This window comes from Bacillus sp. NTK071, from assembly GCF_017303315.1.
In the GTDB taxonomy this organism is placed as follows: Bacteria; Bacillota; Bacilli; order Bacillales; family Guptibacillaceae; genus Guptibacillus.
Genome location: NZ_JAFKOI010000001.1, coordinates 109782 through 134565 on the forward strand (window position 1 = coordinate 109782; position 24784 = coordinate 134565).

The window sequence follows — 24784 nt, forward strand, 5'->3', positions numbered from 1 at the left end:
GAAAGGAGCAATTCCTTATGGTAACACTCTATACATCTCCAAGTTGCACATCTTGCCGTAAAGCGAAAGCATGGTTGCAGGAGCACGACATTCCATTTACAGAGCGCAATATATTTTCAGAACCTCTTACAATTGAAGAAGTTAAAGAGATTCTTCGAATGACAGAGGATGGAACAGATGAAATTATATCAACTCGCTCGAAAACATTCCAGGAATTGAACTTGAATTTAGATTCAGTATCTCTTCAAGAATTGTTTGAGCTTATTAGTGAGCATCCTGGATTGCTTCGTCGTCCAATCATTTTGGATGAAAAACGACTGCAGGTTGGTTACAATGAAGACGAAATTCGTCGTTTTCTACCACGCAAAGTTCGTACATTTCAACTTCAAGAGGCTCAGCGTCTCGTTAACTAATTAAAAACTTCTACAGGATTTCCTGTAGAAGTTTTTTGTTTCGTACGACATTATTGGATATAAATAATATTTCCTTTCAATTTTCTAACGAGCCAGCCCCCAACAATGACAATCATTAAGAATGTGAACTGAATGAGCCATTCCATTGAGGGGTTGATATAGAAAAACGATTTTAATTCAGGTGCACTAGTTAACATTCTTGCAGACGTTATTGCGAGAATACCTGCACCAATGTAAATTAAGACAGGAAAATGGTCCAGAGCATGCATGATCATTCTACTACCCCATACGATAATAGGGATAGAGATCAATAACCCAAAGACTACAAGTGGTAGCCTTCCTTCTGAAGCTCCGGCAATAGCAAGTACATTATCAAGCCCCATTATTAGGTCTGCAAGTACAATTGTCCGAATAGCTCCCCAGAATGAAAATTTTGAATGGATCGTTTCGCTACTTTCGCTGTCGATTACAAGTTTAAAGGAAATGTACAACAGGAATAGACTACCTACAATTAATAAGAAAGGGAGCATTAATAAATAGACAGCTACAATGGTTAGTGCTATTCTAAGTCCAACAGCGAGGGCTGTTCCAATCATTATCGCTTTACCGCGATGTGATTCGGGAAGGTTTCGACAGGCAAGGGCAATGACAACGGCATTGTCTCCACCGAGCACAATGTCAATGCCGATAATAAAAAGAATCGAAGTGAAGGTTTCTACATTAAACAAGGAATCCACTCCCGGAAAGCGAATTTTTAATCTCATGACAGGAGCACTTTGGGGCAAGCTATACACATAAATAAATATATCGTGTATATGGTTTAATATGAGTGAAAAAATCAAACGATTTTTTATTTCCATTCTTAGAAGGTTTATCATAGAATGGTATTACAAGAGAAAAGCGATTAAGGACAGTCGCTTAAGGGAAAGAGAAAATTAGGAGTATCTCAGAGGGAATAGCCTTCCGGTTACACAAACAGGAGGGAGAGAGTACACATGGAAATCGAACGCGTCAACGCGAATACATTAAAATTCTTCATTACGTATAGAGATATTGAAAATAGAGGATTTGATCGTGAAGAGATTTGGTACGACAGAGAAAGAGGGGAAGAGTTATTCTGGGAGATGATGGATGAAGCTCATCAAAGAGAACAATTCTCACTTGAAGGTCCTCTCTGGATACAAGTTCAAGCCCTTGAAAAGGGACTTGAAATTATTGTGACTCGTGCTCAAATGTCAAACGACGGATCTAAACTAGAACTGCCAATCTCTGAAGAAAAGCAGCTAGACCTTCCTCTTGATGAGAATATGGATAAGATTCTTGATGAAAAGTTTGCACTTCAAAATAGCTATGATCCCGAAGATGAGCCAGAACCTCTTGAGGGAGAAGAGCTTTCCTTTATGATTGGATTTAGAGACTTTGAAGATGTGATTTCATTATCACACGGATTTGACTCGACTGGTGTTGAGAATGGCTTGTACCATTTTGAGGACCGTTATTATCTCCACGTTGTCTTCGATGAATCATTAATAGAAGAAGAGCAAGACAACCGATTGAGTCAGCTGTTGGAATTTGGATATGAAACAGACCTCACACTTCACCGCATACAAGAATACGGTAAGGAGATTCTCTCTGAACAAGCTCTTGAACAACTCCGCGGGCACTTTCCACTCTTATAAGCCTGAGCCGATTTCATTTGAAATCGGCTTTTTTTGTTTTTTTGCTTGTTCTGTATTAAAAATTCACACATCAAAGTGAAGAAGATTTTTAAAAACACCAAGTTCTTTTTTTAGAAAAAAAGGATTTGAGAAGAAGAAGGAGAATGTCATTTATGGACTAACGAAAGAGAGGTGTTGTGATGCTTACTGCGTTATTGAAAGATGGAACACGTTTTAATCTCGCAGATCCTACTCATGTCTTAAAGGATCTACGTAAGGTGAGAAGTCTTCATTATTTCTGTCCTATTTGTAAAGAAAGAGTGGTCATGAAACTAGGTGAAAAAAGAGTATGGCATTTTTCTCATTACGCCAAAGATTTATGTGGTGGTTACTGGGAGCCAGAATCTAATTATCACTTATCGGGAAAAAGACAGCTTTATGAATGGGTAAAGAAAGATGACCCTGAAGTTGAATTGGAATACTACTTGAATCCTTCGAAACAGCGCCCCGATCTTCTACTACCATCAAGACGCATAGCAATTGAATACCAGTGTTCTTCCATTGATGAGCGAATTCTTAAGAAAAGAACGACTGATTATGTTTCATTAGGTTACGATGTTCGTTGGATTTTCGGTGCAAAGCGACTCAAAAGCAAGTACCGTTACATCCATTCAATTAGTGCGATGGAATGGACTGCTATCCACTTTGTAAACGACTCTCCAGTACTTATCTATTATTGTCCAGAACAAAAGAAATTTGCCTTCGTAACAATCTACTATAGCTTAACTCCTACGAAAACCGTTTGTTCCACTTCCTATTATTCAACATCTAACCTCTCACTTGCACAACTTCTATACTACCGTCCTACACCAGTAAATTCGATCGACCATAACATTATTTGGCTTAAGCAAAAACATATTTGGCGGCACAATCCTCATGGTGAGAAATCTTTCGCTTATTTCTATCTTCGTAAATTATTTTATTCTAAAGGTCATAGTATCCGTATGTTCCCCTGTGAAGCAGGTGTTCCTTCACCATACAACTACAGTCTTGAGACCCCACCTTACCTATGGCAAACCTGGATTCTTGTTTGTTTTTTGTCAACGATTCCCCTCGGAAATCAATTTACCTTCGATCAGGTCTTACGCTCCTTTCAACAAGTCATTTCAATTAATTTAATAAGAGTAAGGAAATCAGTGGGAGATGAATGCTTAAATGTGACATTAGCACTTAAAGGCTACATTAACCAATTAATCCGGTTAAAAGTATTAAAAGCAAGGGATAATGAACGATATGAAAAGCTTTACCAACCACAAATTAACCGAGTGACTGATCGTTGTGAGGATGTAGATTCCACGATATTAAAAAGACTCAAATGAATTGCAAGGATTGTCGAGCGAAATTGTAAGAATAATATGTAGAATATGGTACGATAACTAGTGTGACGTTACTATTTGATGGAGGTGTCTTACCGATGGAAGAGAAAAAAGTAAACGCATTGCCTAAACGTGATGATATTCCAGTTGAAGATACTTGGGATTTAGAAGCCATTTATGAAAATGATGAGAAGTGGGACGAAGAGTTTAAAGAGATCAAAGCGCTGTTACCTGAAATGGAGCAATATAAAGAAAAAGTTGGAGAATCAGCAGACACTTTATACAATGCTTTACAAAAGCAGGATGAAATCACAATTAAACTGGGAAAACTTTATACATATGCGCACATGCGCTACGACCAGGATACAACAAATTCCCACTATCAGGGTTTGAATGACCGTGCTGCAAATTTAGCAACACAAGTCAGTAGTGCACTTGCCTTTGTTGTACCAGAAATTCTAAGTGTCCCTGAAGAAAAGATACAGGAATTTCTGAAGGAAAAGAAAGAATTATCACTCTATGCTCATTCTCTTGATGAGATTAATCGCCAACGTCCTCATGTTCTTTCAAAGGAAGAGGAGGCCATTCTAGCAGGGGTGAGCGATGTAACAAATAGTTCTAGCAACACCTTTGGTATGCTTAACAATGCTGATATGAAGTTCCCGACAATTAAGGATGAAAACGGAGAAGAAGTTGAAGTGACACATGGGCGCTATATCCGTTTTCTTGAAAGCAGTGACAGAAGGGTTCGTAAAGATGCATTTAAAGCTGTCTATGAAACATACGACAAATTTAAGAATACCTTTGCGAGCACATTGAGTGGAACGGTGAAACGCGATAACTATAATGCAGATGTGAGGCATTATGATTCTGCAAGACAGGCTGCGCTCGATAACAACAATATTCCTGAGGATGTTTACGACAACCTTGTTGAAACCGTTAATAGCCGTTTAGATTTACTTCATCGCTATGTCAACTTGCGTAAAAAAGCACTTGGCCTAGATGAAATTCATATGTATGACTTGTATACACCACTTGTACCTGAAGTGAAGATGGAAGTTTCCTATGAGGAAGCTAAGAACTACATTCTTAAAGGATTAACTCCTCTTGGTGAAGAGTATCAAGAAATTCTTGAAGAAGGATTTTCAAATCGTTGGGTGGATATTCATGAGAATGTAGGGAAGCGAAGTGGCGCCTATTCATCTGGAACATTTGGCACACGCCCATATATTTTAATGAACTGGCAGGATAACGTGAATAATCTATTTACGCTTGCACACGAGTTCGGCCATTCTGTCCACAGCTATTATACAAGAGAGAACCAACCCTATCCTTATGCGAATTATTCAATCTTCGTTGCAGAAGTAGCATCTACGACGAATGAATCACTTCTTAACCATTACTTACTTGAGAATACAAGTGATAAAAAAGAAAAGCTATATTTGTTAAATCATTATCTTGAAGGATTCCGTGGTACTGTATTCAGACAGACAATGTTTGCAGAGTTTGAACATGCTATTCATAAAAAGGCACAAAACGGAGAACCTCTAACGCCAGATCTTCTTTCATCTATTTATTATGATTTGAATAAAAAGTATTTCGGTGAAGATCTTGTGATTGATGAGGAAATTGGCATTGAATGGGCTCGGATCCCTCATTTCTATTACAACTATTATGTCTTTCAATATGCAACTGGTTTTAGTGCAGCTGCATCTCTTTCCAACCAGATTCTTGAAGAGGGAGACGAAGCAGTGAAACGCTATATTGACTTCTTGAAGGCTGGAAGCTCAGATTATCCAATTGAAGTGTTGAAGAAAGCTGGAGTCGATATGACGTCATCAAAGCCAGTTAGCGATGCGCTTGATGTGTTTGAGTCCATTCTTGATGAAATGGAAAGTCTTCTATTTGAATAAAACAAATGCCTTCTCCACTACGGAGAAGGCATTTCTATTGATCAAACCCGCGAAATTGATGTCTTGTATTAAATAGACTAACGGTAAACAGAATGGAAATAAACAATAGAGCCGCTCCAACGATTGTCGGGATAAATTTAAGAAGGCTCATGATGAAGAGAATGAAACTAACAGCAACAAAGGCAACACCTAGCAATAATAAGATTCGTGGCATATTATTACCTCCTCCTCTTAAACGTATGAAGATTTTTTTTCGTGTAGACCGTTAGAGGTTAGAGGACTGACAATCGTTACATACAGAAAGGGGAACGGAATAAGAAATTCCGTTCCCCTTTCTGTCATATATTACGTTATACATTAATCGTACGCCAGAAACAACCGTGTTTAACAGGTACTTTTTCTACCTTTTGTTTGAGAGCAAGTTTTTTCATTTCTGCATCTGCTTCTTCACAAGTTAAATCATAGACAACAGCAACTTCTTTTGTTGCCACGAAGTGATAGAGATTCATGAACTCCTCAAGTGAAGGGAGTGGTTTAGGTTCTGGCTTTGTTTTCAACATTTCGGTAAGAATTCGAACATATACTTCATAATCATAAACACCTGTAATTTTAAGACCTTCTTCTTCAATATTTTCATTAAAGAAGACGAGTGTAGGAAGTTCTTGAACTTCCATCTCAGTGGAAATTTTTAAATCACATTGTAGTGCTTTGACAGCTGCTTGGGAATGAAGGTCCTTTTTGAATTCATCTACATCAAGACCTGTTTCTCTTGCAGCTTGAATAAGGTTTTCTTCCTTTGTCATGTTTTGTTTTTGGATAAAGAGTAGCTCTCGCATTTTTCTGAGATAATGAAAACCTGGAAGCTTTCCCTGAAGCTCAGCAGCCTTAATGGCGATCGAAGCGATATAAGGGGTGTCCATAGGGTCTTCATACCATAAATCACCGTCACAGGACATGCCAGAGCGACTGGCAGTGCGTTCCCAACGCTGTGCAACGTCTGCGTGAGTCTTAATTCCTTCATTCTTTCTTTTAAAGGAATTAAAGGTTTGAATATTTCCACCAGCTAAATGCCTTAAGCGGAAAGTATGTCCATATTCTAGATGTAATTTTTTTATAATGGGTTCGAGCCCCCAGCAGTCAGGACAGAGCGGATCAATAAATGAATAAATTTCGATAGGCTTGCCCTTTTGAGATGGAGCCGAACAGGCTGAATCGGTTTGTCCATTTGGATTGTAAGAATCGCAATAGGAACCAACTACATTCGGTGTCAATTCGATTCTCCTTTCTCTTCCCGATCACTAGTGTTAACCATATGATGGGCAGTGAACGTCAATCTTGTTAGTAGATGTTCTTTTAGTTCTTTGTCTAATTCCACCTCATCCATTGCTTCTTGCATACACGCAAGCCAAGCGGTTGCTCTACTAGGTGTAATTTCGAATGGAAGATGTCTGGCTCTTAACATAGGATGCCCATGTTCTTCAGAATATAGAGAAGGTCCTCCAAGAAATTGGGTTAGGAATTGAGTTTGTTTTCTTGCCGTTTCAGTTAAATCATCTGGAAAAATTGTTTTCAATTCGGGATGTTGTGAAACGCGATTATAAAAAGCAGTCACGAGTTGTTCTAACTTCTGTGACCCGCCTAGATGATCATACATGTTTTGCTTCATAGTACTTTTCCCCTTTGGAAAGTAAAACCTTATTTCATGTTCATTTTAGCAACCTCCCTACGTAACAGCAAATAATCCGATTTGAAATGATTGGTAAACAAAAAGAACAGAGCTGTTTTAGCCCTGTTCTTGTGATGCGAGAAAGAAACGAAGAATTTTGTTTTTAGCGTTGCGTTCTTTAATATGATGTTGCTTTAGTAGGTTGTGGAAGGCACGCTTTCCTTCTTCATATTTAGTTACTTCGAACTCAAGCTCGAAATCTTCCCTATCGAGGTACTCACTACGATCAAGAACAAGTAGTCCTGATTCAATGGTTCGTTCAGCGCGATGTGTTGTTAAACTGCCAAGGTGTAATAGTTCAGAATGAACACCAAGGTTATGAAGCTGATCTTGAACTTCTCCTTCAGGCAGTTGTCCTTTGGACTTAATGAAATCAAATGTATCTTGTGTAATGGATTGGTGTGTCTCGAGTAACCCATCACTTGCTGGTTCTTTAAGCGTTAGAAAAAGTGTATGATTCTTACTTCTGACTCTGAGTGCAGCTCCTTTTTCACGTAAAAGAAACTCTTTCGTATCGAAATAGTCATTCGTTTGGGTTTTAATATCTTCTTTTCCTAGTTCATAAGCGGATAATAATGTATCGTATTCTTCTTGCGTCAACATATTTTTAAATTCGATTTCAACTTCCTGTGACATCTCTAAATCCTCCATTCGCGTAATCATAAGAGAATTATGGCATATGTGCGTATTCAGGACAACAACGATGAAATCCCCCCGTGCAGTGTGATAAACTAGTATAGAATACATAATGGATATAAAGAGAGGGGAGAGGTCATTGTGTCAGAACAATACTACATTATATCAGGGGAATTAACAGATCAAATGCTAACTTTTAATCTAAATGAGGAAGTCGATTTGACTACATATACAGCAACAGGAAATATGTTGGTGGATTCAGATTCGTTATCATTCGTTTATTTGCTTGACGGAGGAGAAGGCTATTCTTATATACGTTTTCAGGAAGAAGTTTGGCCAATGCTTAACAATATTCTAATCAATGATCTAAAAGTAATTGCTACTTCAGAAGGTGGGAATTCTCTGGAACTTATTGAAATGAAAGAGGAACTATCGTATTTAGTTGAGAATATAAAAGATAACTCCAATTATGGAGAAGAGATGAATCAAGCTGTTGAGAAAGTATTTCTAACAGCCTCATAATAGATATCGTCGGTGGTGGTTGGATGAGAAAAAATTGGGAAGAATTTTTAGCACCTTATAAACAGGCTGTAAACGAGTTGAAAGTGAAACTGAAAGGAATCCGCGAACAGTTTGAAAAAGCTGATGATCATTCGCCAGTCGAATTCGTTACAGGACGAGTAAAGCCGATTCCAAGCATACTTGATAAGGCAAAAAGGAAACAAATTTCAATGGACAGGCTACAAGAGGAAATGCATGATATTGCGGGCGTACGAGTGATGTGTCAGTTTGTTGAAGATATTAACAAAGTCATTCATCACCTTCGTGGGCGGAAAGACTTCGATATTGTAGAAGAACGTGATTATGTGACCAATCAGAAGGTAAGTGGATACCGTTCATATCACGTAGTAGTTCAATACCCTGTACAAACCATTCAAGGTGAACAAATTCTACTTGTAGAAATTCAGATCAGGACGCTCGCAATGAATTTCTGGGCAACGATTGAGCATTCTCTTAACTATAAGTACAATAAGAAAATTCCTGAAGAGGTTCAAAAGAGACTTCAGCGAGCAGCGATTGCTGCCTCGAAACTTGATGATGAGATGTCCGAAATTCGTGGTGAAATTAAGGAAGCTCAGAAAGTTTTTATGCAAAAGAAGGAAAATGAAAGAAAGAAAGCTGAAAACTAAAATAGACGAGGTGCCTAAATTGAAATTTGCAGTTAAGTCAAAAGGGGATCAAACTTCCAATCAGCTTCAGCAGCGCATTAAAAATTACTTACGTGATTTCGACCTAGTATATGATGAAGCAGAGCCGGATATTGTGATTTCAGTAGGTGGAGATGGTACGCTCCTTCACGCCTTCCACCATTATCAGGATCGACTTGCTGAAACGGCATTTGTTGGTGTACATACTGGGCATCTTGGTTTCTATGCTGATTGGACACCGGAAGAAGTAGAAAAGCTTGTTATTCACATTGCTAGAACACCATTTCAAATTGTAGAGTATCCATTACTAGAAGTGACAGTTCGCTATCTGAATAGCGCTAAAGAAAATCGGTATCTTGCTTTAAATGAATGCACAGTAAAAAGTGTAGAAGGCTCTCTCGTGATGAATGTGGAGATCAAAGGTGATTTATTTGAAACGTTCAGAGGAGACGGACTATGTATCTCGACACCATCTGGAAGTACTGCGTACAACAAGGCGCTCGGAGGAGCGATTATTCATCCAGCTCTTCCATCCATTCAGCTTTCTGAAATGGCATCGATTAATAACCGTGTCTTTCGAACTGTCGGCTCACCGCTTGTGCTACCACAGCATCATACGTGCTTGCTTCGACCAGTGAACGATGTTGACTTTCAAATTACAATCGATCACTTATTCTTGTTGCAAAAAGATGTAAAATCAATTCAATACCGAGTGGCAGAAGAGAAAGTGAGATTCGCTCGTTTTCGACCGTTTCCATTCTGGAAGAGAGTAAAAGAGTCTTTCGTGGACGAAGAATATTAATTGTAAGCAGTACTGTTCACTGGATGAACTGTACTGTTTTTTGTTTGAGGTTACTTATAGGATGTTCTCTAGCTATAATTAGGAATCGAAAGGGCGGAGTTGGATGTCATCTTTCATGATGAAATGGATTGTAAAACAAGAAGAGGAGGGGATGCTTGTAAGAGAGTTTCTTTTACAAGGAAAATCCCTTTCTAGAAGTATGCTGACGGATATTAAATTTAAAGGCGGGCGCATATGTGTGAATGGGGTTAGTTGTAATGTGCGTACCGTATTACACGATGGTGATAACGTCGAAATTACGTTTCCTGAAGAAGAGATAAGTGAAAGTATGACACCTATGGATTTACCACTTCACATCATTTATGAAGATGAGCATTTCCTGTTAGTGAATAAGGAAGCGAACCTGCCAACAATTCCTTCACGGCATTCAGTTGGTTCTCTTGCCCAGGCAGTGCTTTACTATTATAAGAAAATGAAGCTAAATCGCACAATTCATGCTGTAAATCGGCTCGATCGTGATACTTCAGGTTTAGTGTTATTTGCAAAGCACCGATTCGCTCATGATCTACTGTCAAAGCAGCAGCGCACTAAAGAAATGAAACGGATGTATCTTGCCTTTGTTCATGGTGGTTTGCATGGTAATGGTAAGGTTAATGCTCCAATTGGTCGACGTGAAGGGAGTATCATTGAACGAACTGTTCGATCTGATGGTCAACATGCTGTTACGGAGTACAACGTGATAGAAAGTGATGAAACTTATTCTTTACTCGAGTTATCCTTACAAACGGGAAGAACGCACCAAATCCGTGTCCATATGGCTTCAATTGGACATGCTCTTCTGGGGGATGATTTGTACGGAGGGACAAACGAGCTCATCTTAAGACAAGCTCTGCATAGTGCGAAGCTTGAATTTTATCATCCTTTTCTTGAAAGAAATCTTACATTTGAAGCAGATCTTCCAGAAGATATGAAGAAGCTTATTCAAAAGAGGTGAACTTTTCTTTTACAAGAGGCATCGAAGAAGAAACCGAAGTTGTTTTCAACTCTGGGTAGCTAATAGCAGTGAGCTTACCACCGAATACGCAACCTGTATCTATGTTAACAGTGTGGTTAACCCATCTCGGTTCTAGAACTGGCGTGTGACCGTATACGATCATTGAGGCACCTTTATAATTCGTAGCCCAATCTCTTCGTACAGGCATGCCATTTGGGTGAGATTCACCTGTGATATCTCCGTATAAAACAAACGTTTTAACTTTTTTATCTGTATCACCTATATAGTGCTCGGGAATGCCCGCATGAGCTACGATTAAATTCCCATCATCAAGGGACAAATATAGTGGTGCGCATTCATATAGGGAGATAAAGCTTTTATAAATGGCATCTCTTTCAGGATGATTAACACTATTTAATTCAGCTACTGTTGTTTCTAGGCCATGCTTTTGTTGCACGTTCCTGCCAAGCATATACCTGTACAATTTATTACAATGGTTTCCTGGGCAGTAATAAGCCTGCTTGGTTTTCACGAGTTCGAATACAACTTTCAGAACGGAGATAGAGTCTGGTCCACGATCCGTTAAGTCACCTAGAAAGACAAGCTTTCTTCCGAATGGATGAATAGGTATTCCATTCGTCCATTCGTAATCAAGACGCTCTGTTAGAGAGACCATTTCATCAAAACAACCGTGAATATCCCCAATAATATCAAACAATGGAATGTCCTCCTTTATCTTCGTGCGCTGGTCGACTATACGTTATTTTTATCTTTTCCCTTATTGAGTAGAAAGTATCATCGGAATTATTAATTATAGAATGGCTATGTTAATGAGTGAAACTAAGGTTTAAGGTTTCACTCGAATGAGTCAAAAATCGAGAAATCAACAATGGAAGCTAGCATAGCCTTCAGAATAAATAAATAACCTGCCAGAGGCAGGTTATTCGAACATATATGTCTTGGTACGTGAGCGAACGTTTAACACGAGCCCGACAGCAATCATATAGGTTAGTAGAGCACTTCCTCCATAGCTTACGAATGGAAGTGGTATTCCAGTAATCGGAAGGATACGTATTGTCATACCGATGTTCTGAAACACCTGAAATGTTAGCATCCCAATTACACCAGCACATAGGTAGCTTCCAAAAGACTCATTGCTTTCAAGAGCTGTATGAATCATTCGGTAAACGAGAAGGAAGAAGATTGAAATCGTAATACTTGCGCCAATAAACCCGAACTCTTCTCCAATAACCGCAAAAATAAAATCTGTGTGCGCTTCAGGGAAATAGACTGTTCCATCAGAATAACCTTTTCCTTCTAATTTCCCAGATCCTATAGCGAGGATTGCTTTTGTTGCCTGATATCCTGCATCTGCATATTCTTCAGGTGCAAGCCAGCCGTAGAATCGGGCGAGCTGATAGTCATCGAGAAGATGTTCTTTAAAGAAAGCAGGAAACTTGAAAAAGATAAAGACGAATGTTGCTATGCCTGCAACTCCTAGTAAGCTTAGGAGTGAGAGTAACCGCCAACGAACACCTGAAACGAGAGTGATACTAACCACAATGGCCGTAAATACCATTGCTGTTCCAAGGTCTGGTTGAGCCATTACAATGAGCAGCGGAAGTGCCGCTATACCAAAAATTTTTGCTAGTAGAATCAAATCCGTTTGGATCGTTTTGGTTTGGTGTTTTTCATGATGATTCACACTTGTCGAAGCAATGGTGATAATCAAGAAAATCTTCATAAATTCTGAAGGTTGAACGCTACCTAGACCAGGAAGGACAAACCAGCTTTTTGCCCCGTTTGTCACAGGAGCGATTTGATAGCTCCCTATGTATTCCGGCATTATGGCAAGAAGGATGAGAAGAAAGACACCAAATCCATATAAGTACCATGATAGCTGTTTAAAGCGATCGAAATCGATAACGAGCGTAAGAGAAAGAACAAATGCCCCAATGAAATACCAGGTTAACTGTCTTCCTGCGAAATTAAAGTTTTTTAACTCTCCTGGAAGTGAAGCTTGTGCACTATAGATTGCGACAGTGCTGATACACATCAGAAGAAATACAAAGAACAATAGAGTGAAATCTATTTGTTGCCATGGTGTTTGATTGTCATTGTTCATGATATAATCCTTTCTAAAGAAAAGCGTTACTGGCCATCACATTCCCTATCTTATCTGAAATCCTTCCGTTTGCAAATCGGTTACTGTATTTATTTTTGACAAAATAACTACACACCGACTAAGATAGGAAGGTAATTTTACTTTATTGACTCATTAAAGAACTGATTTGACTACCTTAAGGGAAGTTTATCGAACTATTAAGAGAAATGAAATAGCTATATTTGAGCATTTATGATCACTTTGTTTAAAAAACATCAGGGAGGTGTGCAGAGTGGCTTACCAGGAGCAAGAAACTCAAGCTTTGTACGATGCATTAATACATCACTTAGAACAAGAAAGAATTGATTCATTTCGAGAGTTGTTTCTCGATATCCATCCATATGAACAGTCACAATTCTTTCTTACCGTATCTGAAGAGATCAGACTACTTGTGTACACCTATTTATCACCGAGAGAAATGGCTGAGATCTTCCAGAACTTCGACATTGAGGAGCAGGAAGAATATATATCAGAAATGGAACCTACTTATGCAGCCAAGATGCTTGCTGAAATGTACGCGGATGATGCAGTTGACGTTTTAAATGAATTAAATCCCGAGCAAATTGCAAGCTACCTCACGATTATGGATGATGATGCAGCTGATGAAATTAAAGAACTGCTTCATTATGAGGAGAAAACAGCCGGAAGTATTATGACTACTGAATTTGTAGCCATCAGAGCCCACCAGACTGTGAAGCGCGCGATGCAAATTCTAAGGCAGGAAGCTCCGGAAGCTGAGACCATCTATTATATATTCGTACTTGATCAGCAAAAAAGGCTCGTCGGCGTCATTTCTCTTAGAGATTTAATTATTGCAGAGGAAGATACATTGATTGAAGACATCATGAACGAACGCGTTGTCTCCGTCTCTGTTGGAGAAGACCAGGAAGAGGCAGCAAGGATAATGAGAGACTACGATTTTCTTGCATTACCAGTTCTTGATTTCCAGAATCACTTGTTAGGTATCATTACACATGATGATATTGTCGACGTAATTGAAGAAGAAGCTTCTGAGGACTACTCTAAACTCGCGGCAATTTCAGACGATGGGACGCTTGATCGTAACCCTTTTTCATCTGCAAGAAAGAGATTACCATGGCTCATCATATTGTTGTTCCTTGGTATGATGACAGCGAGCTTGATTGGGCAATTTGAAGCAACGCTTGATAAAGTGGCTTTGTTAGCCGTTTTTATTCCGTTAATTGCAGGTATGGCTGGAAATACAGGGACTCAGGCGTTAGCCGTAGTTGTAAGAGGAATTGCAACTGGTGACTATGAGGAAAATAGCAAGTGGGCATTAATTTTAAGAGAAGCTGGCACTGGATTAATAACCGGTGCAACGTGTGGCGTTCTCGTTACAATTATTATCTTTTTGTGGAAGGGAACCTTTTTCCTTGGCATGCTTGTTGGATTTTCGTTATTATGTACATTGATTGTCGCAACTCTGGCAGGTGCTCTTGTGCCACTCCTAATGCATAAGTTAAATATAGACCCTGCAGTGGCTTCAGGTCCGTTTATAACCACGATTAACGATATTATAAGTATTCTTATTTATTTTGGAATGGCGACAGCATTTATGAGCCACCTCGTGTAGGTAGCAATGCAGTCGTTTTGAAGGAGGAAAGACATGGAACACGGTGCATCCGTATCATCACTAGTTATCGTAGTTGTTATCGCATTTCTCATACCGTTCATTTTACATCGTTTTAGACTAAATTTCCTACCGGTAGTAGTCGCAGAAATTATCGCTGGTATCTTTATCGGACAAAGTGGTTTAAACCTTGTTCAAGGAGATACATGGCTCGATACGCTGTCGACACTTGGATTTATCTTTCTCATGTTTTTGAGTGGACTGGAAATTGACTTTACTGTTTTTGCGAGTAAAAAGAAAAAAGTAAAGCTTCCGAGTGGTAAGTTAGAACCAAACCGTGTTTTTGTTTCATTCATTGTTTTTCTACTCGTATTTATTGTGTCCTATGCACTATCGCTCCTTTTTGTCGTGCTTGGTTACACTGATAATGCCTTCTTCATGACGTTGATTATTTCAACCATTTCATTAGGTGTCGTTGTACCAACGCTAAAAGATGCAAATATAATGAAAACGAGTATAGGTCAAACGATTCTTCTAATTGCTGTAATCGCTGACCTCGCCACAATGATCCTACTTGCGATCTTCGTCTCATTAAATTCAGGCGGGGAAGGCAATATGTGGCTGCTTCTTATCCTATTTGGAGCGGGGATTTTACTGTATTTCCTTGGAGCCTATTTCAGACACCTCTCATTTATTGAAACGATGTCTAAAGGTACCATTCAAATTGGTACAAGAGCCGTTTTCACGTTAATTATTGTACTAGTCGGTATATCTGAAACAGTTGGGGCCGAAAATATCTTAGGTGCCTTCCTTGCAGGTGCACTCGTATCCCTTCTCTCACCGAATACAGAGCTTGTTCAGAAGCTTGATTCATTTGGATATGGTTTTTTGATTCCAATTTTCTTTGTTATGGTTGGTGTGGAGCTTGATATATGGTCCCTATTTAAGGAACCGAAAGTACTTGTTCTCATTCCGATGCTACTAATTGCATTATTCGTATCAAAGCTTGTACCAGTTGTGGTTCTCAAAAAATGGTATGGTACAAAAACGGTGTTAGGTTCAGGTTTATTGCTTACTTCAACCTTATCGCTCGTTATTGCAGCAGCTGAGATCGGTGAACGTATTGATATTATTGATGATCAGTTCTCATCAGCACTCATTCTAGTTGCCATCATTAGTTGTATTCTCGGACCGATTTTGTTTAAGAAAATCATGCCGAAGCCTGAAGAGCGTTCGCACGCAAAGAAGCTTGCTATAATTGGAGCGAATCAAATTACGCTTCCGATTTCCCTTGAATTAAATCCGGCCAACTATGAAACGTCGATTTACCATACAAAACAAGAAAAAGTTGATTCTGAGAAGCAAAGTAGCCACTTTAGCGTTACGGAATTATCGGATTACAGCATAGACACTCTTAAGAAGAGCGAAGTGTTTGATGCAGATATCCTACTTATATCATCAGGTGACGATGAGACGAATTCCGATATCGCGGTATTTGCAAAAGAGTACGGTACTGAACGAGTGATTGCGCGAATTGAATTAACTGAAATTGCAGATCAGCTCCGCGAACTTAATATTGATGTTTTCTCAGTGTTCTTCTCAACGAAAGCTTTGTTAAAAGCTCTTATTGAATCACCAGGTGTGGTTAATATCTTTACAAGAGAAGAGAATGCCCTTTATCAAATCAATATGAACAATGTTGAATACAACGGTGTGCCGTTAAGAAGCTTTCCATATCTCGGTGATACGATCATTGTCCGCATTTTCCGTGGCAAAGACTCGATCGTTCCACATGGAGATACTGAGCTTCGCATAGGTGACAGATTGATTGTGACAGGTAGTAGTGAGAGTGTTGAAGAAGTTCGTACGCTTCTGAGCTACTAGCGAAAGAGACCTCCCTTACAAATTAAGTAAGGGAGGTCTTTGTTATTTACACGATTGAACACCTCTAAATGAATAATGAGAGGGATGAAGGTGATACTTCATATCATAAGAGAAGAGAGGAAGTGTGCGGATGATTAACGAAACACCACAAGTCATTTGTCCAGAATGCCATAAACAATTTACTTTGGAAGAGACGATTACAGCCCAGTCGAATCAAAATGTCATATTTGAATGTCCATCCTGCGGACATGAGAAACGTAATATTCAAACGAGTAAGGGATAATGAAATCCACATACGGTACGTAAAGCATGTTATAATTAGCACGTGGTGCTAATAACTAATAATAAATTCGAGGAGGAGCATGGATATGAACCTGTCTCTAGAAAACCGTACATATGTTGTAATGGGCGTTGCCAACAAACGAAGCATTGCCTGGGGAATTGCGCAGGCGCTTAGCAGTGCTGGTGCACGATTAATCTTTACTTACGCAGGGGAGCGTCTTGAGAAGAATGTTCGAGACCTTGCAGCGACACTCGATCGTGATGATTCGGTCATTTTGCCGTGTGACATTACAAACGACGAAGAGATCGATGCAACATTTAATCAGATCAAAGAAGAAGTTGGTGTGATTCATGGGCTAGCTCACTGTATCGCATTCGCTAAAACAGAAGAACTTAAAGGTGAGTACCTGGAAACAACACGTGAAGGGTTCATGCTTGCGCACAACATCAGCTCTTATTCCCTAACAGCTGTTTCCAAAGCTGCACGTCCACTTATGTCTGAAGGAGGAAGCATTCTTACAATGACTTACCTCGGTGGCGAGCGCGTCGTGAATAACTATAACGTGATGGGCGTAGCGAAAGCTTCTCTTGACGCAAGTGTTAAATACCTTGCTAACGATTTAGGTAAAGATAACATCCGCGTTAACGCAATCTCTGCAGGGCCAATCAGAACGCTTGCAGCAAAAGGAATTGGTGATTTCAACTCTGTTATTAAAGAGATTGAAGAAAAGTCTCCAATGCGTCGTACTGTGACGAAAGAAGATGTAGGAAATACAGCGTTATTCTTAATGAGTGATCTTTCTGGTGGAATTACTGGAGAGATGATTCACGTAGATAGTGGATATAACATTATTGCAACGTAATAAAGAAGACCATGTTTCAGCTTAGCTGAAACGTGGTCTTCTTTGATTGCAGAGCAAGATGTTCGGTTACTCCCAGTTTGGTGTAGCTTCATAGCCGAATTTAAGTAAAAGATGGTTAGCGTTTGCTTTGAATGCTAGCTTAATCTCACTGTCAAATTCTTGTTTCCATCCACCAATTTTCCCTGAACGAAAAGTATTGGAGGTTGAGGGGTTAATATTCTGAACAACTTGTGAATACATGTCTCGATAAGACATAGGGGGAGTAAGTCCTTCCCATAGAAATTCAATAATGTTCATTATGGCTTTTTCTTTGGATTGTTCGTTAATCACTAGTTCTTCATATGAAACATGGTGTGTTTCCGCATGGTTTAACCATTCATAGTAATGGTGGAAGTATGCATTAAACCCTGGCCACTTTCCAGGGACACCGTTAATAATCCCTAGATGTCGTTGTTTGTTCGTTTGAAATAGGGTATTGAAGTCATTATGAAGTGGATGGGTTTTCCATTTGTCTTTAATAAAATAAGACAATGAAACACACACATCTCTAGGATCTCGATAGATAAAAACATGTTTCATTTGCAGTTCTTTAAGTAGTTGAGCATAGGTTGAACTATACCGAATATGTCCTAAGCCGAACTCATTTTCTGGAAGTTGAGAAAGTCGGTTTTTATGATCATCTATATATGTTTCTGGCAAGAGGGAATTCGTGAAAAATAGTTTAGAGCGGGTTCGATCAGAAGAAATGCCCGGGAGACCTGTAAGAATTTGATGGAGCAAATAGGTGCCGCTTTTTGGAATGGAGCTCATTAAAAAGGGAGGTAAGCGATCATAGTGTTTTGGTTCAGTCATCCATCTCACCTTTCTTTAAGGCTATAAATACGTTTTTTAAATACATATTCTTATGTTAGTTAACATCAAAATTATGAAGTAGAAAAAAAAGACTGTTTTGGCTTGCGATGGTAATCCAAACCAGTCTTCGTAAGGTTAATAACTTTATTTAACGATTCTTATCGCTTGAATTTGTTTAGTGTCCGCCATAAAAGTGAAGTTCCCATCAAGAAATGTTGCAGTTGAACTATTTGAATCCATAGCAACGTATTTCAAATTAGTGAAATCCTGACCACTCATAACGAGGTCTATTATTGTTCCTGTTGATAATTTTTTTAGTTGCTCCGACATTGCTCCATTTTCGGGTTTTTTATCACAACACTTGTGATTGCTGCCCTTGTCTTCACATTTATGGTTTGACATTTTGTCTTTCTCCCACCCATCATCGCACTTATGCTTCGACTCTTTGTCGTACTCCCATTCGTCATCACATTTATGCTTTGACTTTTTGTGGCAGTACTCCCACTCATCATCGCAACGATAAGACTTTTTCTTACAACATTCCCAATCATGATTGAAAAGACTCACAGCCATCCTCCTTAGTTAAAGATTTACCCTATTTTCACAGCAAGGGGTTTATACACTATATTGAAGCTTGGCTCCATTGGTATAGTTAAAAACCTATCTTGCGCTAAAATGGTTCGTTCGCTCACAAGTATTCTAACTTTTTTTGTATGAACAAGTACGATTGTCCATTCATTGATTAAATTAATACATAAGAATGTAATAAGTCTTGTTTTATATTTTTTTAAAGAAAGGAGCGATCTCATGGCAAGTAAATTATTTGTTTTGCTACGAGGATACATTGGAAAAACATTCTCCGAAATGCGTTTTATTAACAGTGGAGAAGAAACGGTCTTAATGAATGCCACAATAATAAACGTAGGTAGCGACTTTGTCGTTGTAAGCCAACCTGGTTCTGGTGGTGACGGGGAAGTTACTGTTCCTCTACGTAACCTTGTAGCCTATTATGAATAATAAGTAGAAACTCCAATTCTATTGGAGTTTTTCTTTTAATTCTTTACTTTAAAGCTAAGGATTAGTTAAAAGAAGAAGGGATTTCTCATGATGGCGAGGGTAAAGCTCCTATTTATTACAAAAGATCATACGTTTCATATCGAGAAGAGTAGTGTTTATTTGATAGAGGAATTAAAGAAGCTTACCGATTTAACAGTTTGGTCAATGGATGGAAACATCAACGAGATCGTTTCCCAAATTGGCGAAAGACCTGATTTTATCCTCTTGAACGATTATAAGCCTGACTATTGTCCTGAAATCACTGGATTACAGGAGGTCGGGATTCCATATGGCCTCATAATGCATGATTTACAGTATAAAATGCATCAAAGAAGAAGGTTCATTAAACGGGAGAATGTTCAGCATATTTTTGTTAATTATCGTACGGCTTTCGAGAAATGGTATCCTGCCTACATTAATCGAATGATTTGGTTTCCTCATCATGTTCCACGTTCTATATACAAAAATCATCATTTAAGTAGAGACAATAATTATGTAATGATTGGGGCTATTTATAAAGAACTTTATCCATTAAGGGTTGCGATTCTAAATAAGTATCATAATCATCCTGATTTCACTTACTTTCCTCATCCAGGTTATCATGCAATGGACCATAGTAAGAGGGGGTATAAGGTAGGTGTGGATTACTCAAAAGAATTAAACAATGCCAAAATCTTTTTCACTTGTGACTCAAACTATCACTTTCCATTACTGAAATATTTTGAAGTTCTTGCATGTGGAACACTCCTTCTAGCTTCAGGTTCTGAAGAATTAAGGGAGCTAGGATTTATCGATGGCAAAACGTATGTGGAAATTAATCAAAGTAATTTCGCTGAAAAAGCAAAATACTACTTAGATAATGAGGAAGAGAGGATTACAATAGCTAAACGAGGAGAAGAGCTTATTCGAGAAAGACATTCTACAGAAATAAGGGCGCAGGAACTGATTGCCCATATTACAAAAATAATTAGTTAAAGAAAAAGGCGTACCAATTCAGGTACGCCTTTTGGATTACCCGATGGAAAAGCCGCTAAAAGTAATTGGGCCATTAACCTGTGCGTCAGCTAAGAGAAGGGAAGAATCAATCTCCGCTCTAACGGAATAAGAGTGAAAACCTGTCGGTGCGTTAGTTTCAATTGCTTCAAATGAAACAGTTTGAAAATCATTCAGACCTTCATCTAAAGTGATTCGTGTGGTAAATATAACTCCTGTATTTCTGTAAATTGTAAACAAAACCGTAGGTGTTAAGGCTGTCGCTTTTAAACCAATTGTAGCGTTTAGTTGAACTTTGTTAGCTTGATCAGGTACAAAGAGTCCGAAAGAGGCAAGTTTAATGGATTGTGGGGTCATAGGAATGGATCGATTCAGAGACTCACTTGAAGAGGTTGGCACACTTGAGCTATAATCAAAAATTTGTTTCGCCAAAAGAATTCTCCTTTCTTTATTAGAATAAGATAGGATATGGAATTGGCATATTTTTGTATAGACAAGCTCCCTAAATGATGCGTTTGATTTGGAAATGATAAAATAGCACAAAAGCTCGTCCAGTACATTAATAGATGGTAATCATATAATAGTGAAGTAGAAGGTTTGGAGGTTATTTGATGGTTAATAAAAATAATTCTACTTCATTGTTACCTTTTTTTATGTCATCCGTCCCTAAGAGTGGGACCCATTTGCTTCATCAACTCTTAAATGGACTACCTGATGTTTCGATGGATATTAAGGATGAGACAAAGAAGTTTTTTCTTGGTGCAGTTCTTGCTTCTGATTCTTACTATGCATCCTTATATCAAGATCATCGCTCTAGACTTAACCTGTTAAAAGAAAACGAATTTGGGTTGGGACATATCCGTTATTCCAGTAAATATGAAGAACTGCTTAAACAAACGAATATAAAGCATGTGTTTCTTTACAGAGACCCGAGAGATGTCCTGGTTTCACTCGCTTATTTCATTGGTGAGAAATGGTTATTTCACCCTCTACATCATCAGTTTCAAACCACAACAGATGTTAAAGATCGACTACGGATGCTCATTCAGGGAGTGCCAGGACTATGGCCAGACTTCAACACATATATTTCGAGCTTTTATGGCTGGGTGGATGTGGAAGATGTTCACAAGATTCGTTTTGAACAACTTGTTGAATCCTCTAAGTCAAGGAGAGTAGCATTAGGAAAGCTACTTGACTTTTTGTATGATCATGCTTTACGAGATCAATTAAAGGAGCAGATTGTGAATGATATGATAGCTAATATTAATACTAGCAAATCATTTACCTTTCGTTCAGGCAAGATCAGCGGTTGGAAGAGGGAATTTGATGAGGAACTTAAGGAGCTATTTAAGTCGAAGTCAAACTTACTATTAACGAACCTCGGTTATGAGACAGATGATAATTGGTAACAAAAAAACACCTTGGCAAGGTGTTTATTTTTGTACTCCAAGATCATTCATCATTTGTACGAAATTGGTAGAGTAGACGAGTGGGCTTAAGTGCTCTTGTACATAAGAGAGTCCAGCAGAGCGTATTCGTTCTCTAAGCAATTTATTCTTCATAAGAACAAAAGCTTGGTTTACTGCTTTATTTAATTGATCTTCATTGAAAAAAAGCCCTGTTTGCTCGTGCATTATGAAACTTCTTACACCATCTGAATCGGTGGTCAGTACAGGGCAACGGCAGCTAAGTGCTTCAACAATAGCGTAACCGAACCCTTCTACTTTCGAAGTTGAGCATAGGAAACCACCTGAGTCACCAATTCTAGAATAATAGTTGGCCATTTGGGAGTGGGGTACATTTGAACGAATGGTTAATTTATTTGTTAACCCATAGCTTGCTACAAGAAGCTGGAATTCCCTACGTTCTTTAGGAGAAGCAAGAGTCGCATCTTCAAATATCCAAAAGTGAATCGATGAATCCTGCTTAGAGATTAAGTTCGCAAGTTCAATAAAGCCACGCCAATTCTTGTTCAGCTCAAGACGACCTACCCACCCGATAATAGGTGATTCTTCCTTTTGACTAGCAAGGTAAGTAAAGTTTTCGGTGTCAAAACAATTATGGAAACAGAATTTTGGAGTGTGGGGAAAATACTTTATGCAAAGTTCTTTGAGATGTGATGTTTGCGGAAATAGCAGTGCGTCAGCATTTAAAGTAATAATATTTTGTGCATTTCTCAACCATTTATTTGCTTCAATCTTGGTTCCAAGTCCCTGAATTTCGTAAATGATTTTCCCTGAGTAACCAATTTTTTTCAGTCGAGGTAGAAAAGTGTGATCTGAACAAACAATTACTGCATCGAACAGCCCTCTCTCTAAAATGGCTTTGATTTCAAAGTCTTTATTTGTTATATGGATAGGCGTATTGACATTATTCTTCTTTCCTTCCCCGTCCTGAAGGTAAAGTAATTCACACTGTATTCCTTGCTGTTGGAGTGCAAAGCAACGCTGGCGGTTTAACGTTTCAACTCCTCCACTTGGCACATAAAAAACAAACAATAATTTCATAGCTAAGCTCCTTTTTGTTCGTTAGTGATAGCTTATGACGTGAGGTGAGAAAAGTAGATTGGTATTAGCCCGGGGAATCACCAAAATAAGAAAAAGCTGTTGATTTGGTTATAAAGACCAGTCAGGTACAAAAGGACAACATATACTATCTTAACTTGTGTAGAAAGGAGACTGTTTTGATTGCCTGTGTTTAATAATGAAAAAAATAAAATTCCTGGGTTCCTCTTAAACTCTGTTCCTAAAAGCGGTACACATCTTCTAAAACAAATTTTGTTAGGTCTTCCAGAAACGTTTCACATTCCAGGAAACGTAATCTATGAAGGACTAGAGAAAGATCATAATAAGCATTTACAGAAAATGAAAACACTTAGAGACAATGAAATCATAATGGGACATATTTATTATTCTGAACGATGGGCAAAATTGTTGTCAGATAATCAAATTAAGCAGGTCTTCATTATTAGAGATCTTCGGGACGTTGTCGTCTCTTTAACCTACTTTATAAAAAGTAAGCTTCCAGATCATCCTCTCTATCCTCTATTTACTCAATCTGGTACAACTCAAAAAGATTGTTATTTATCTCTTATAAATGGTGTGAAAACGAAAGACACAAAATATGGTAATATAGTTGAATTTTTTCACGATTTCAGAGGTTGGGTCAATCACAATGAAGTTCTGACTGTGACGTATGAAGAACTTATGGAGTCAGCTCAATCGCGCCATAAGAGTCTTAAGAATATTGCACAATACTTAACAAAGGAACTGAACTATCCACTATCTATAAATGAAATGATTAATCATATGGAAGCAAATATACTCCCTTCACAGTCCCCAACTTTCCGTAAAGGTAGCATAGGTAGCTGGAGAGAAGAATTCGATGATGAGGTAAAGGAAGCGTTCAAAAAGGTTGCCGGAGATTTACTCATTCAATTAGGTTATGAGAAAAATCATGTTTGGTAAGAAGGGACGTTTAGTGAAAATGTTGCAAAGTAAACCTCAACTTTCTGCGTTTCTAATGACATCCATGCCAAAAAGCGGAACACATTTAATGAAGCAGCTATTATTAGGTATTCCTGGGGTATCTCACGATTTAAAAGATAGATTTTACCCGGAGAAGACAACCATTCTGATGGAGAAGCTTAACCAAATCAATTCAAATCATTTTGGACAAGGGCACCTTTTCTTTTCAAAGGAATTGTCAAATTCTCTTTCGGACGCATCCATTAAACATATCTTTATTAGTCGTGATCTCCGTGATGTCGTTGTCTCCTTTGCCTATTTTATAGAGAGCAAATATCCAGCTCATCCTCTTCATTTTTTTTTCTCTGAGCCAACCACTACACAAAAAGATAAGTACATGGCACTGATAAAAGGTGTAGAGAAAGATGGTTTATCTTATCCCGACATTGCAACATGGGCAAGTTCGTATGAAGGATGGCTGTCAGATGACCATACGTTAACAGTAACGTATGAGGATTTAATGAGTTCGACTGAATCAATGGATCGTCAGTTAATACGAATTGTCACCTATTTATGGGAAGAAGATCTTCCTTCTTCATACCATTCTGTATTAATTCAATTGATGAAAAAAAATCTTGATCCATCTGCATCCCCAACTTTTCGTAATGGACATATAGGAAATTGGAAAGAAGAATTTGATGATGAATTGAAAAGTGCATTTAATAATGTGGCAGGAAAATGGCTGATTCGGAACGGATACGAAAAAAATCAAGACTGGCTATGAATGACCTTCAATAACAAAGTGACATTCTATCGGGTGAATGTCACTTTGTTCCATATTTGGACAGTAAACCATATCATGCTTGAATTCACTTACATAATCTATCAGTAAGCTGTCCAAGGAGA

Annotated in this window: 28 protein-coding genes; 17 read left to right on the forward strand and 11 right to left on the reverse strand. The window is 38.5% G+C overall.

Annotated elements, in window-relative coordinates; translation table 11 throughout:
- Nucleotides 1-17: 17 nt before the first annotated feature.
- Nucleotides 18-413, forward strand: coding sequence for a transcriptional regulator SpxA (gene spxA, locus JI666_RS00565; protein WP_136945742.1), 396 nt, complete (start codon nucleotides 18-20; stop codon nucleotides 411-413).
- A 50-nt stretch (nucleotides 414-463) separates the two neighbouring features.
- Here spxA and JI666_RS00570 read toward each other — a convergent pair whose 3' ends face one another.
- Nucleotides 464-1141: a TerC family protein gene (locus JI666_RS00570; protein ID WP_286170524.1), complete on the reverse strand. Its 678-nt coding sequence runs from the start codon at nucleotides 1139-1141 to the stop codon at nucleotides 464-466.
- Nucleotides 1142-1408: 267 nt separating this feature from the next.
- On the opposite strand from JI666_RS00570, the gene mecA reads away from it, so the two are divergent.
- From mecA to pepF, 3 genes are all read left to right on the forward strand, one after another.
- On the forward strand, nucleotides 1409-2092 hold the full coding sequence (mecA, locus tag JI666_RS00575; protein ID WP_206887769.1) for an adaptor protein MecA: 684 nt from the start codon (nucleotides 1409-1411) through the stop codon (nucleotides 2090-2092).
- A 179-nt stretch (nucleotides 2093-2271) separates the two neighbouring features.
- On the forward strand, nucleotides 2272-3450 hold the full coding sequence (locus JI666_RS00580; RefSeq protein WP_206887774.1) for a competence protein CoiA: 1179 nt from the start codon (nucleotides 2272-2274) through the stop codon (nucleotides 3448-3450).
- Nucleotides 3451-3545: 95 nt separating this feature from the next.
- Nucleotides 3546-5360, forward strand: coding sequence for an oligoendopeptidase F (pepF, locus tag JI666_RS00585; RefSeq protein ID WP_206887777.1), 1815 nt, complete (start codon nucleotides 3546-3548; stop codon nucleotides 5358-5360).
- A gap of 34 nt (nucleotides 5361-5394) precedes the next feature.
- Here pepF and JI666_RS00590 read toward each other — a convergent pair whose 3' ends face one another.
- The 4 genes from JI666_RS00590 to JI666_RS00605 all read right to left on the reverse strand — a co-directional run bounded on the left by JI666_RS00590 (nucleotide 5395) and on the right by JI666_RS00605 (nucleotide 7722).
- A complete protein-coding gene (locus JI666_RS00590; RefSeq protein WP_206887781.1) occupies nucleotides 5395-5574 on the reverse strand; it encodes a hypothetical protein in 180 nt (59 codons plus the stop codon).
- Nucleotides 5575-5710: 136 nt separating this feature from the next.
- A complete protein-coding gene (locus JI666_RS00595) occupies nucleotides 5711-6535 on the reverse strand; it encodes a ClpXP adapter SpxH family protein (protein ID WP_349769295.1) in 825 nt (274 codons plus the stop codon).
- Nucleotides 6536-6627: 92 nt separating this feature from the next.
- Nucleotides 6628-7026: a globin domain-containing protein gene (locus JI666_RS00600; protein WP_206887787.1), complete on the reverse strand. Its 399-nt coding sequence runs from the start codon at nucleotides 7024-7026 to the stop codon at nucleotides 6628-6630.
- Nucleotides 7027-7143: 117 nt separating this feature from the next.
- The gene (locus tag JI666_RS00605; protein ID WP_206887788.1) at nucleotides 7144-7722 is read right to left on the reverse strand and encodes a CYTH domain-containing protein; all 579 of its coding nucleotides are present in this window, start codon (nucleotides 7720-7722) and stop codon (nucleotides 7144-7146) included.
- A gap of 141 nt (nucleotides 7723-7863) precedes the next feature.
- On the opposite strand from JI666_RS00605, the gene JI666_RS00610 reads away from it, so the two are divergent.
- The 4 genes from JI666_RS00610 (at nucleotide 7864) to JI666_RS00625 (ending at nucleotide 10726) form a co-directional block, all read left to right on the forward strand.
- The gene (locus JI666_RS00610; RefSeq protein ID WP_206887790.1) at nucleotides 7864-8244 is read left to right on the forward strand and encodes a UPF0738 family protein; all 381 of its coding nucleotides are present in this window, start codon (nucleotides 7864-7866) and stop codon (nucleotides 8242-8244) included.
- A 23-nt stretch (nucleotides 8245-8267) separates the two neighbouring features.
- Entirely contained in the window at nucleotides 8268-8912 is a 645-nt protein-coding gene (gene yjbM / locus JI666_RS00615; RefSeq protein ID WP_206887792.1) for a GTP diphosphokinase, read from the forward strand.
- Nucleotides 8913-8931: 19 nt separating this feature from the next.
- On the forward strand, nucleotides 8932-9732 hold the full coding sequence (locus JI666_RS00620; RefSeq protein ID WP_206887794.1) for an NAD kinase: 801 nt from the start codon (nucleotides 8932-8934) through the stop codon (nucleotides 9730-9732).
- 103 nt (nucleotides 9733-9835) lie between these two features.
- Nucleotides 9836-10726 carry an RluA family pseudouridine synthase gene (locus JI666_RS00625; RefSeq protein ID WP_206887796.1) on the forward strand — a complete coding sequence of 297 codons (891 nt, stop codon included), beginning with the start codon at nucleotides 9836-9838 and terminating at the stop codon, nucleotides 10724-10726.
- Here JI666_RS00625 and prpE read toward each other — a convergent pair.
- The gene (gene prpE, locus JI666_RS00630; RefSeq protein WP_206887799.1) at nucleotides 10710-11444 is read right to left on the reverse strand and encodes a bis(5'-nucleosyl)-tetraphosphatase PrpE; all 735 of its coding nucleotides are present in this window, start codon (nucleotides 11442-11444) and stop codon (nucleotides 10710-10712) included. The two genes, JI666_RS00625 and prpE, sit on opposite strands and share 17 nt — an antisense overlap.
- 222 nt (nucleotides 11445-11666) lie before the next feature.
- A complete protein-coding gene (locus JI666_RS00635; RefSeq protein ID WP_206887802.1) occupies nucleotides 11667-12851 on the reverse strand; it encodes an FtsW/RodA/SpoVE family cell cycle protein in 1185 nt (394 codons plus the stop codon).
- 271 nt (nucleotides 12852-13122) lie between these two features.
- Between JI666_RS00635 and mgtE the strand changes: the two genes are divergently transcribed.
- The 4 genes from mgtE (at nucleotide 13123) to fabI (ending at nucleotide 17510) form a co-directional block, all read left to right on the forward strand.
- Entirely contained in the window at nucleotides 13123-14484 is a 1362-nt protein-coding gene (gene mgtE / locus JI666_RS00640; RefSeq protein WP_206887805.1) for a magnesium transporter, read from the forward strand.
- A gap of 33 nt (nucleotides 14485-14517) precedes the next feature.
- A complete protein-coding gene (locus JI666_RS00645; protein WP_206887808.1) occupies nucleotides 14518-16365 on the forward strand; it encodes a monovalent cation:proton antiporter family protein in 1848 nt (615 codons plus the stop codon).
- A gap of 130 nt (nucleotides 16366-16495) precedes the next feature.
- Complete coding sequence (locus JI666_RS00650; RefSeq protein ID WP_169525158.1) at nucleotides 16496-16648, forward strand: hypothetical protein; 153 nt, start codon at nucleotides 16496-16498, stop codon at nucleotides 16646-16648.
- 85 nt (nucleotides 16649-16733) lie between these two features.
- Nucleotides 16734-17510, forward strand: a complete 777-nt coding sequence (gene fabI, locus JI666_RS00655) for an enoyl-ACP reductase FabI (RefSeq protein WP_206887811.1) — start codon at nucleotides 16734-16736, stop codon at nucleotides 17508-17510.
- A gap of 66 nt (nucleotides 17511-17576) precedes the next feature.
- Here fabI and JI666_RS00660 read toward each other — a convergent pair whose 3' ends face one another.
- Together JI666_RS00660 and JI666_RS00665 are read right to left on the reverse strand one after the other, a co-directional pair.
- Nucleotides 17577-18362 carry a sulfotransferase domain-containing protein gene (locus JI666_RS00660; protein WP_206887813.1) on the reverse strand — a complete coding sequence of 262 codons (786 nt, stop codon included), beginning with the start codon at nucleotides 18360-18362 and terminating at the stop codon, nucleotides 17577-17579.
- A 144-nt stretch (nucleotides 18363-18506) separates the two neighbouring features.
- Nucleotides 18507-18929 (reverse strand): hypothetical protein, encoded by a 423-nt coding sequence (locus JI666_RS00665; RefSeq protein ID WP_206887816.1) that lies wholly within the window; start codon nucleotides 18927-18929, stop codon nucleotides 18507-18509.
- Between the two features lie 240 nt (nucleotides 18930-19169).
- Between JI666_RS00665 and JI666_RS00670 the strand changes: the two genes are divergently transcribed.
- Nucleotides 19170-19379, forward strand: coding sequence for a hypothetical protein (locus tag JI666_RS00670; RefSeq protein ID WP_206887819.1), 210 nt, complete (start codon nucleotides 19170-19172; stop codon nucleotides 19377-19379).
- An 87-nt stretch (nucleotides 19380-19466) separates the two neighbouring features.
- A complete protein-coding gene (locus JI666_RS00675; protein ID WP_206887822.1) occupies nucleotides 19467-20393 on the forward strand; it encodes a glycosyltransferase in 927 nt (308 codons plus the stop codon).
- A gap of 36 nt (nucleotides 20394-20429) precedes the next feature.
- Here JI666_RS00675 and JI666_RS00680 read toward each other — a convergent pair whose 3' ends face one another.
- On the reverse strand, nucleotides 20430-20843 hold the full coding sequence (locus JI666_RS00680) for a hypothetical protein (protein ID WP_206887824.1): 414 nt from the start codon (nucleotides 20841-20843) through the stop codon (nucleotides 20430-20432).
- A gap of 179 nt (nucleotides 20844-21022) precedes the next feature.
- Between JI666_RS00680 and JI666_RS00685 the strand changes: the two genes are divergently transcribed.
- Nucleotides 21023-21820, forward strand: a complete 798-nt coding sequence (locus JI666_RS00685; RefSeq protein WP_206887827.1) for a sulfotransferase domain-containing protein — start codon at nucleotides 21023-21025, stop codon at nucleotides 21818-21820.
- A gap of 24 nt (nucleotides 21821-21844) precedes the next feature.
- Here JI666_RS00685 and JI666_RS00690 read toward each other — a convergent pair whose 3' ends face one another.
- Nucleotides 21845-22918, reverse strand: coding sequence for a glycosyltransferase family 4 protein (locus JI666_RS00690; protein WP_206887830.1), 1074 nt, complete (start codon nucleotides 22916-22918; stop codon nucleotides 21845-21847).
- Between the two features lie 186 nt (nucleotides 22919-23104).
- Between JI666_RS00690 and JI666_RS00695 the strand changes: the two genes are divergently transcribed.
- Entirely contained in the window at nucleotides 23105-23878 is a 774-nt protein-coding gene (locus tag JI666_RS00695; RefSeq protein WP_349769296.1) for a sulfotransferase domain-containing protein, read from the forward strand.
- A gap of 19 nt (nucleotides 23879-23897) precedes the next feature.
- The gene (locus JI666_RS00700) at nucleotides 23898-24662 is read left to right on the forward strand and encodes a sulfotransferase domain-containing protein (protein WP_286170563.1); all 765 of its coding nucleotides are present in this window, start codon (nucleotides 23898-23900) and stop codon (nucleotides 24660-24662) included.
- The last annotated feature ends 122 nt before the right edge of the window (nucleotides 24663-24784 follow it).

Excerpts from the sequence above, each read along its gene's own strand:
- spxA (WP_136945742.1), top strand. The coding sequence starts at position 18 with ATGGTAACACTCTATACATCTCCAAGTTGCACATCTTGCCGTAAAGCG.
- mecA (WP_206887769.1), top strand. The coding sequence starts at position 1,409 with ATGGAAATCGAACGCGTCAACGCGAATACATTAAAATTCTTCATTACG.
- JI666_RS00580 (WP_206887774.1), top strand. The coding sequence starts at position 2,272 with ATGCTTACTGCGTTATTGAAAGATGGAACACGTTTTAATCTCGCAGAT.
- pepF (WP_206887777.1), top strand. The coding sequence starts at position 3,546 with ATGGAAGAGAAAAAAGTAAACGCATTGCCTAAACGTGATGATATTCCA.
- JI666_RS00590 (WP_206887781.1), bottom strand. The coding sequence starts at position 5,574 with ATGCCACGAATCTTATTATTGCTAGGTGTTGCCTTTGTTGCTGTTAGT.
- JI666_RS00600 (WP_206887787.1), bottom strand. The coding sequence starts at position 7,026 with ATGAAGCAAAACATGTATGATCATCTAGGCGGGTCACAGAAGTTAGAA.
- JI666_RS00605 (WP_206887788.1), bottom strand. The coding sequence starts at position 7,722 with ATGTCACAGGAAGTTGAAATCGAATTTAAAAATATGTTGACGCAAGAA.
- yjbM (WP_206887792.1), top strand. The coding sequence starts at position 8,268 with ATGAGAAAAAATTGGGAAGAATTTTTAGCACCTTATAAACAGGCTGTA.
- JI666_RS00625 (WP_206887796.1), top strand. The coding sequence starts at position 9,836 with ATGTCATCTTTCATGATGAAATGGATTGTAAAACAAGAAGAGGAGGGG.
- JI666_RS00635 (WP_206887802.1), bottom strand. The coding sequence starts at position 12,851 with ATGAACAATGACAATCAAACACCATGGCAACAAATAGATTTCACTCTA.
- JI666_RS00645 (WP_206887808.1), top strand. The coding sequence starts at position 14,518 with ATGGAACACGGTGCATCCGTATCATCACTAGTTATCGTAGTTGTTATC.
- JI666_RS00650 (WP_169525158.1), top strand. The coding sequence starts at position 16,496 with ATGATTAACGAAACACCACAAGTCATTTGTCCAGAATGCCATAAACAA.
- fabI (WP_206887811.1), top strand. The coding sequence starts at position 16,734 with ATGAACCTGTCTCTAGAAAACCGTACATATGTTGTAATGGGCGTTGCC.
- JI666_RS00660 (WP_206887813.1), bottom strand. The coding sequence starts at position 18,362 with ATGACTGAACCAAAACACTATGATCGCTTACCTCCCTTTTTAATGAGC.
- JI666_RS00670 (WP_206887819.1), top strand. The coding sequence starts at position 19,170 with ATGGCAAGTAAATTATTTGTTTTGCTACGAGGATACATTGGAAAAACA.
- JI666_RS00675 (WP_206887822.1), top strand. The coding sequence starts at position 19,467 with ATGATGGCGAGGGTAAAGCTCCTATTTATTACAAAAGATCATACGTTT.
- JI666_RS00685 (WP_206887827.1), top strand. The coding sequence starts at position 21,023 with ATGGTTAATAAAAATAATTCTACTTCATTGTTACCTTTTTTTATGTCA.
- JI666_RS00690 (WP_206887830.1), bottom strand. The coding sequence starts at position 22,918 with ATGAAATTATTGTTTGTTTTTTATGTGCCAAGTGGAGGAGTTGAAACG.
- JI666_RS00700 (WP_286170563.1), top strand. The coding sequence starts at position 23,898 with ATGTTGCAAAGTAAACCTCAACTTTCTGCGTTTCTAATGACATCCATG.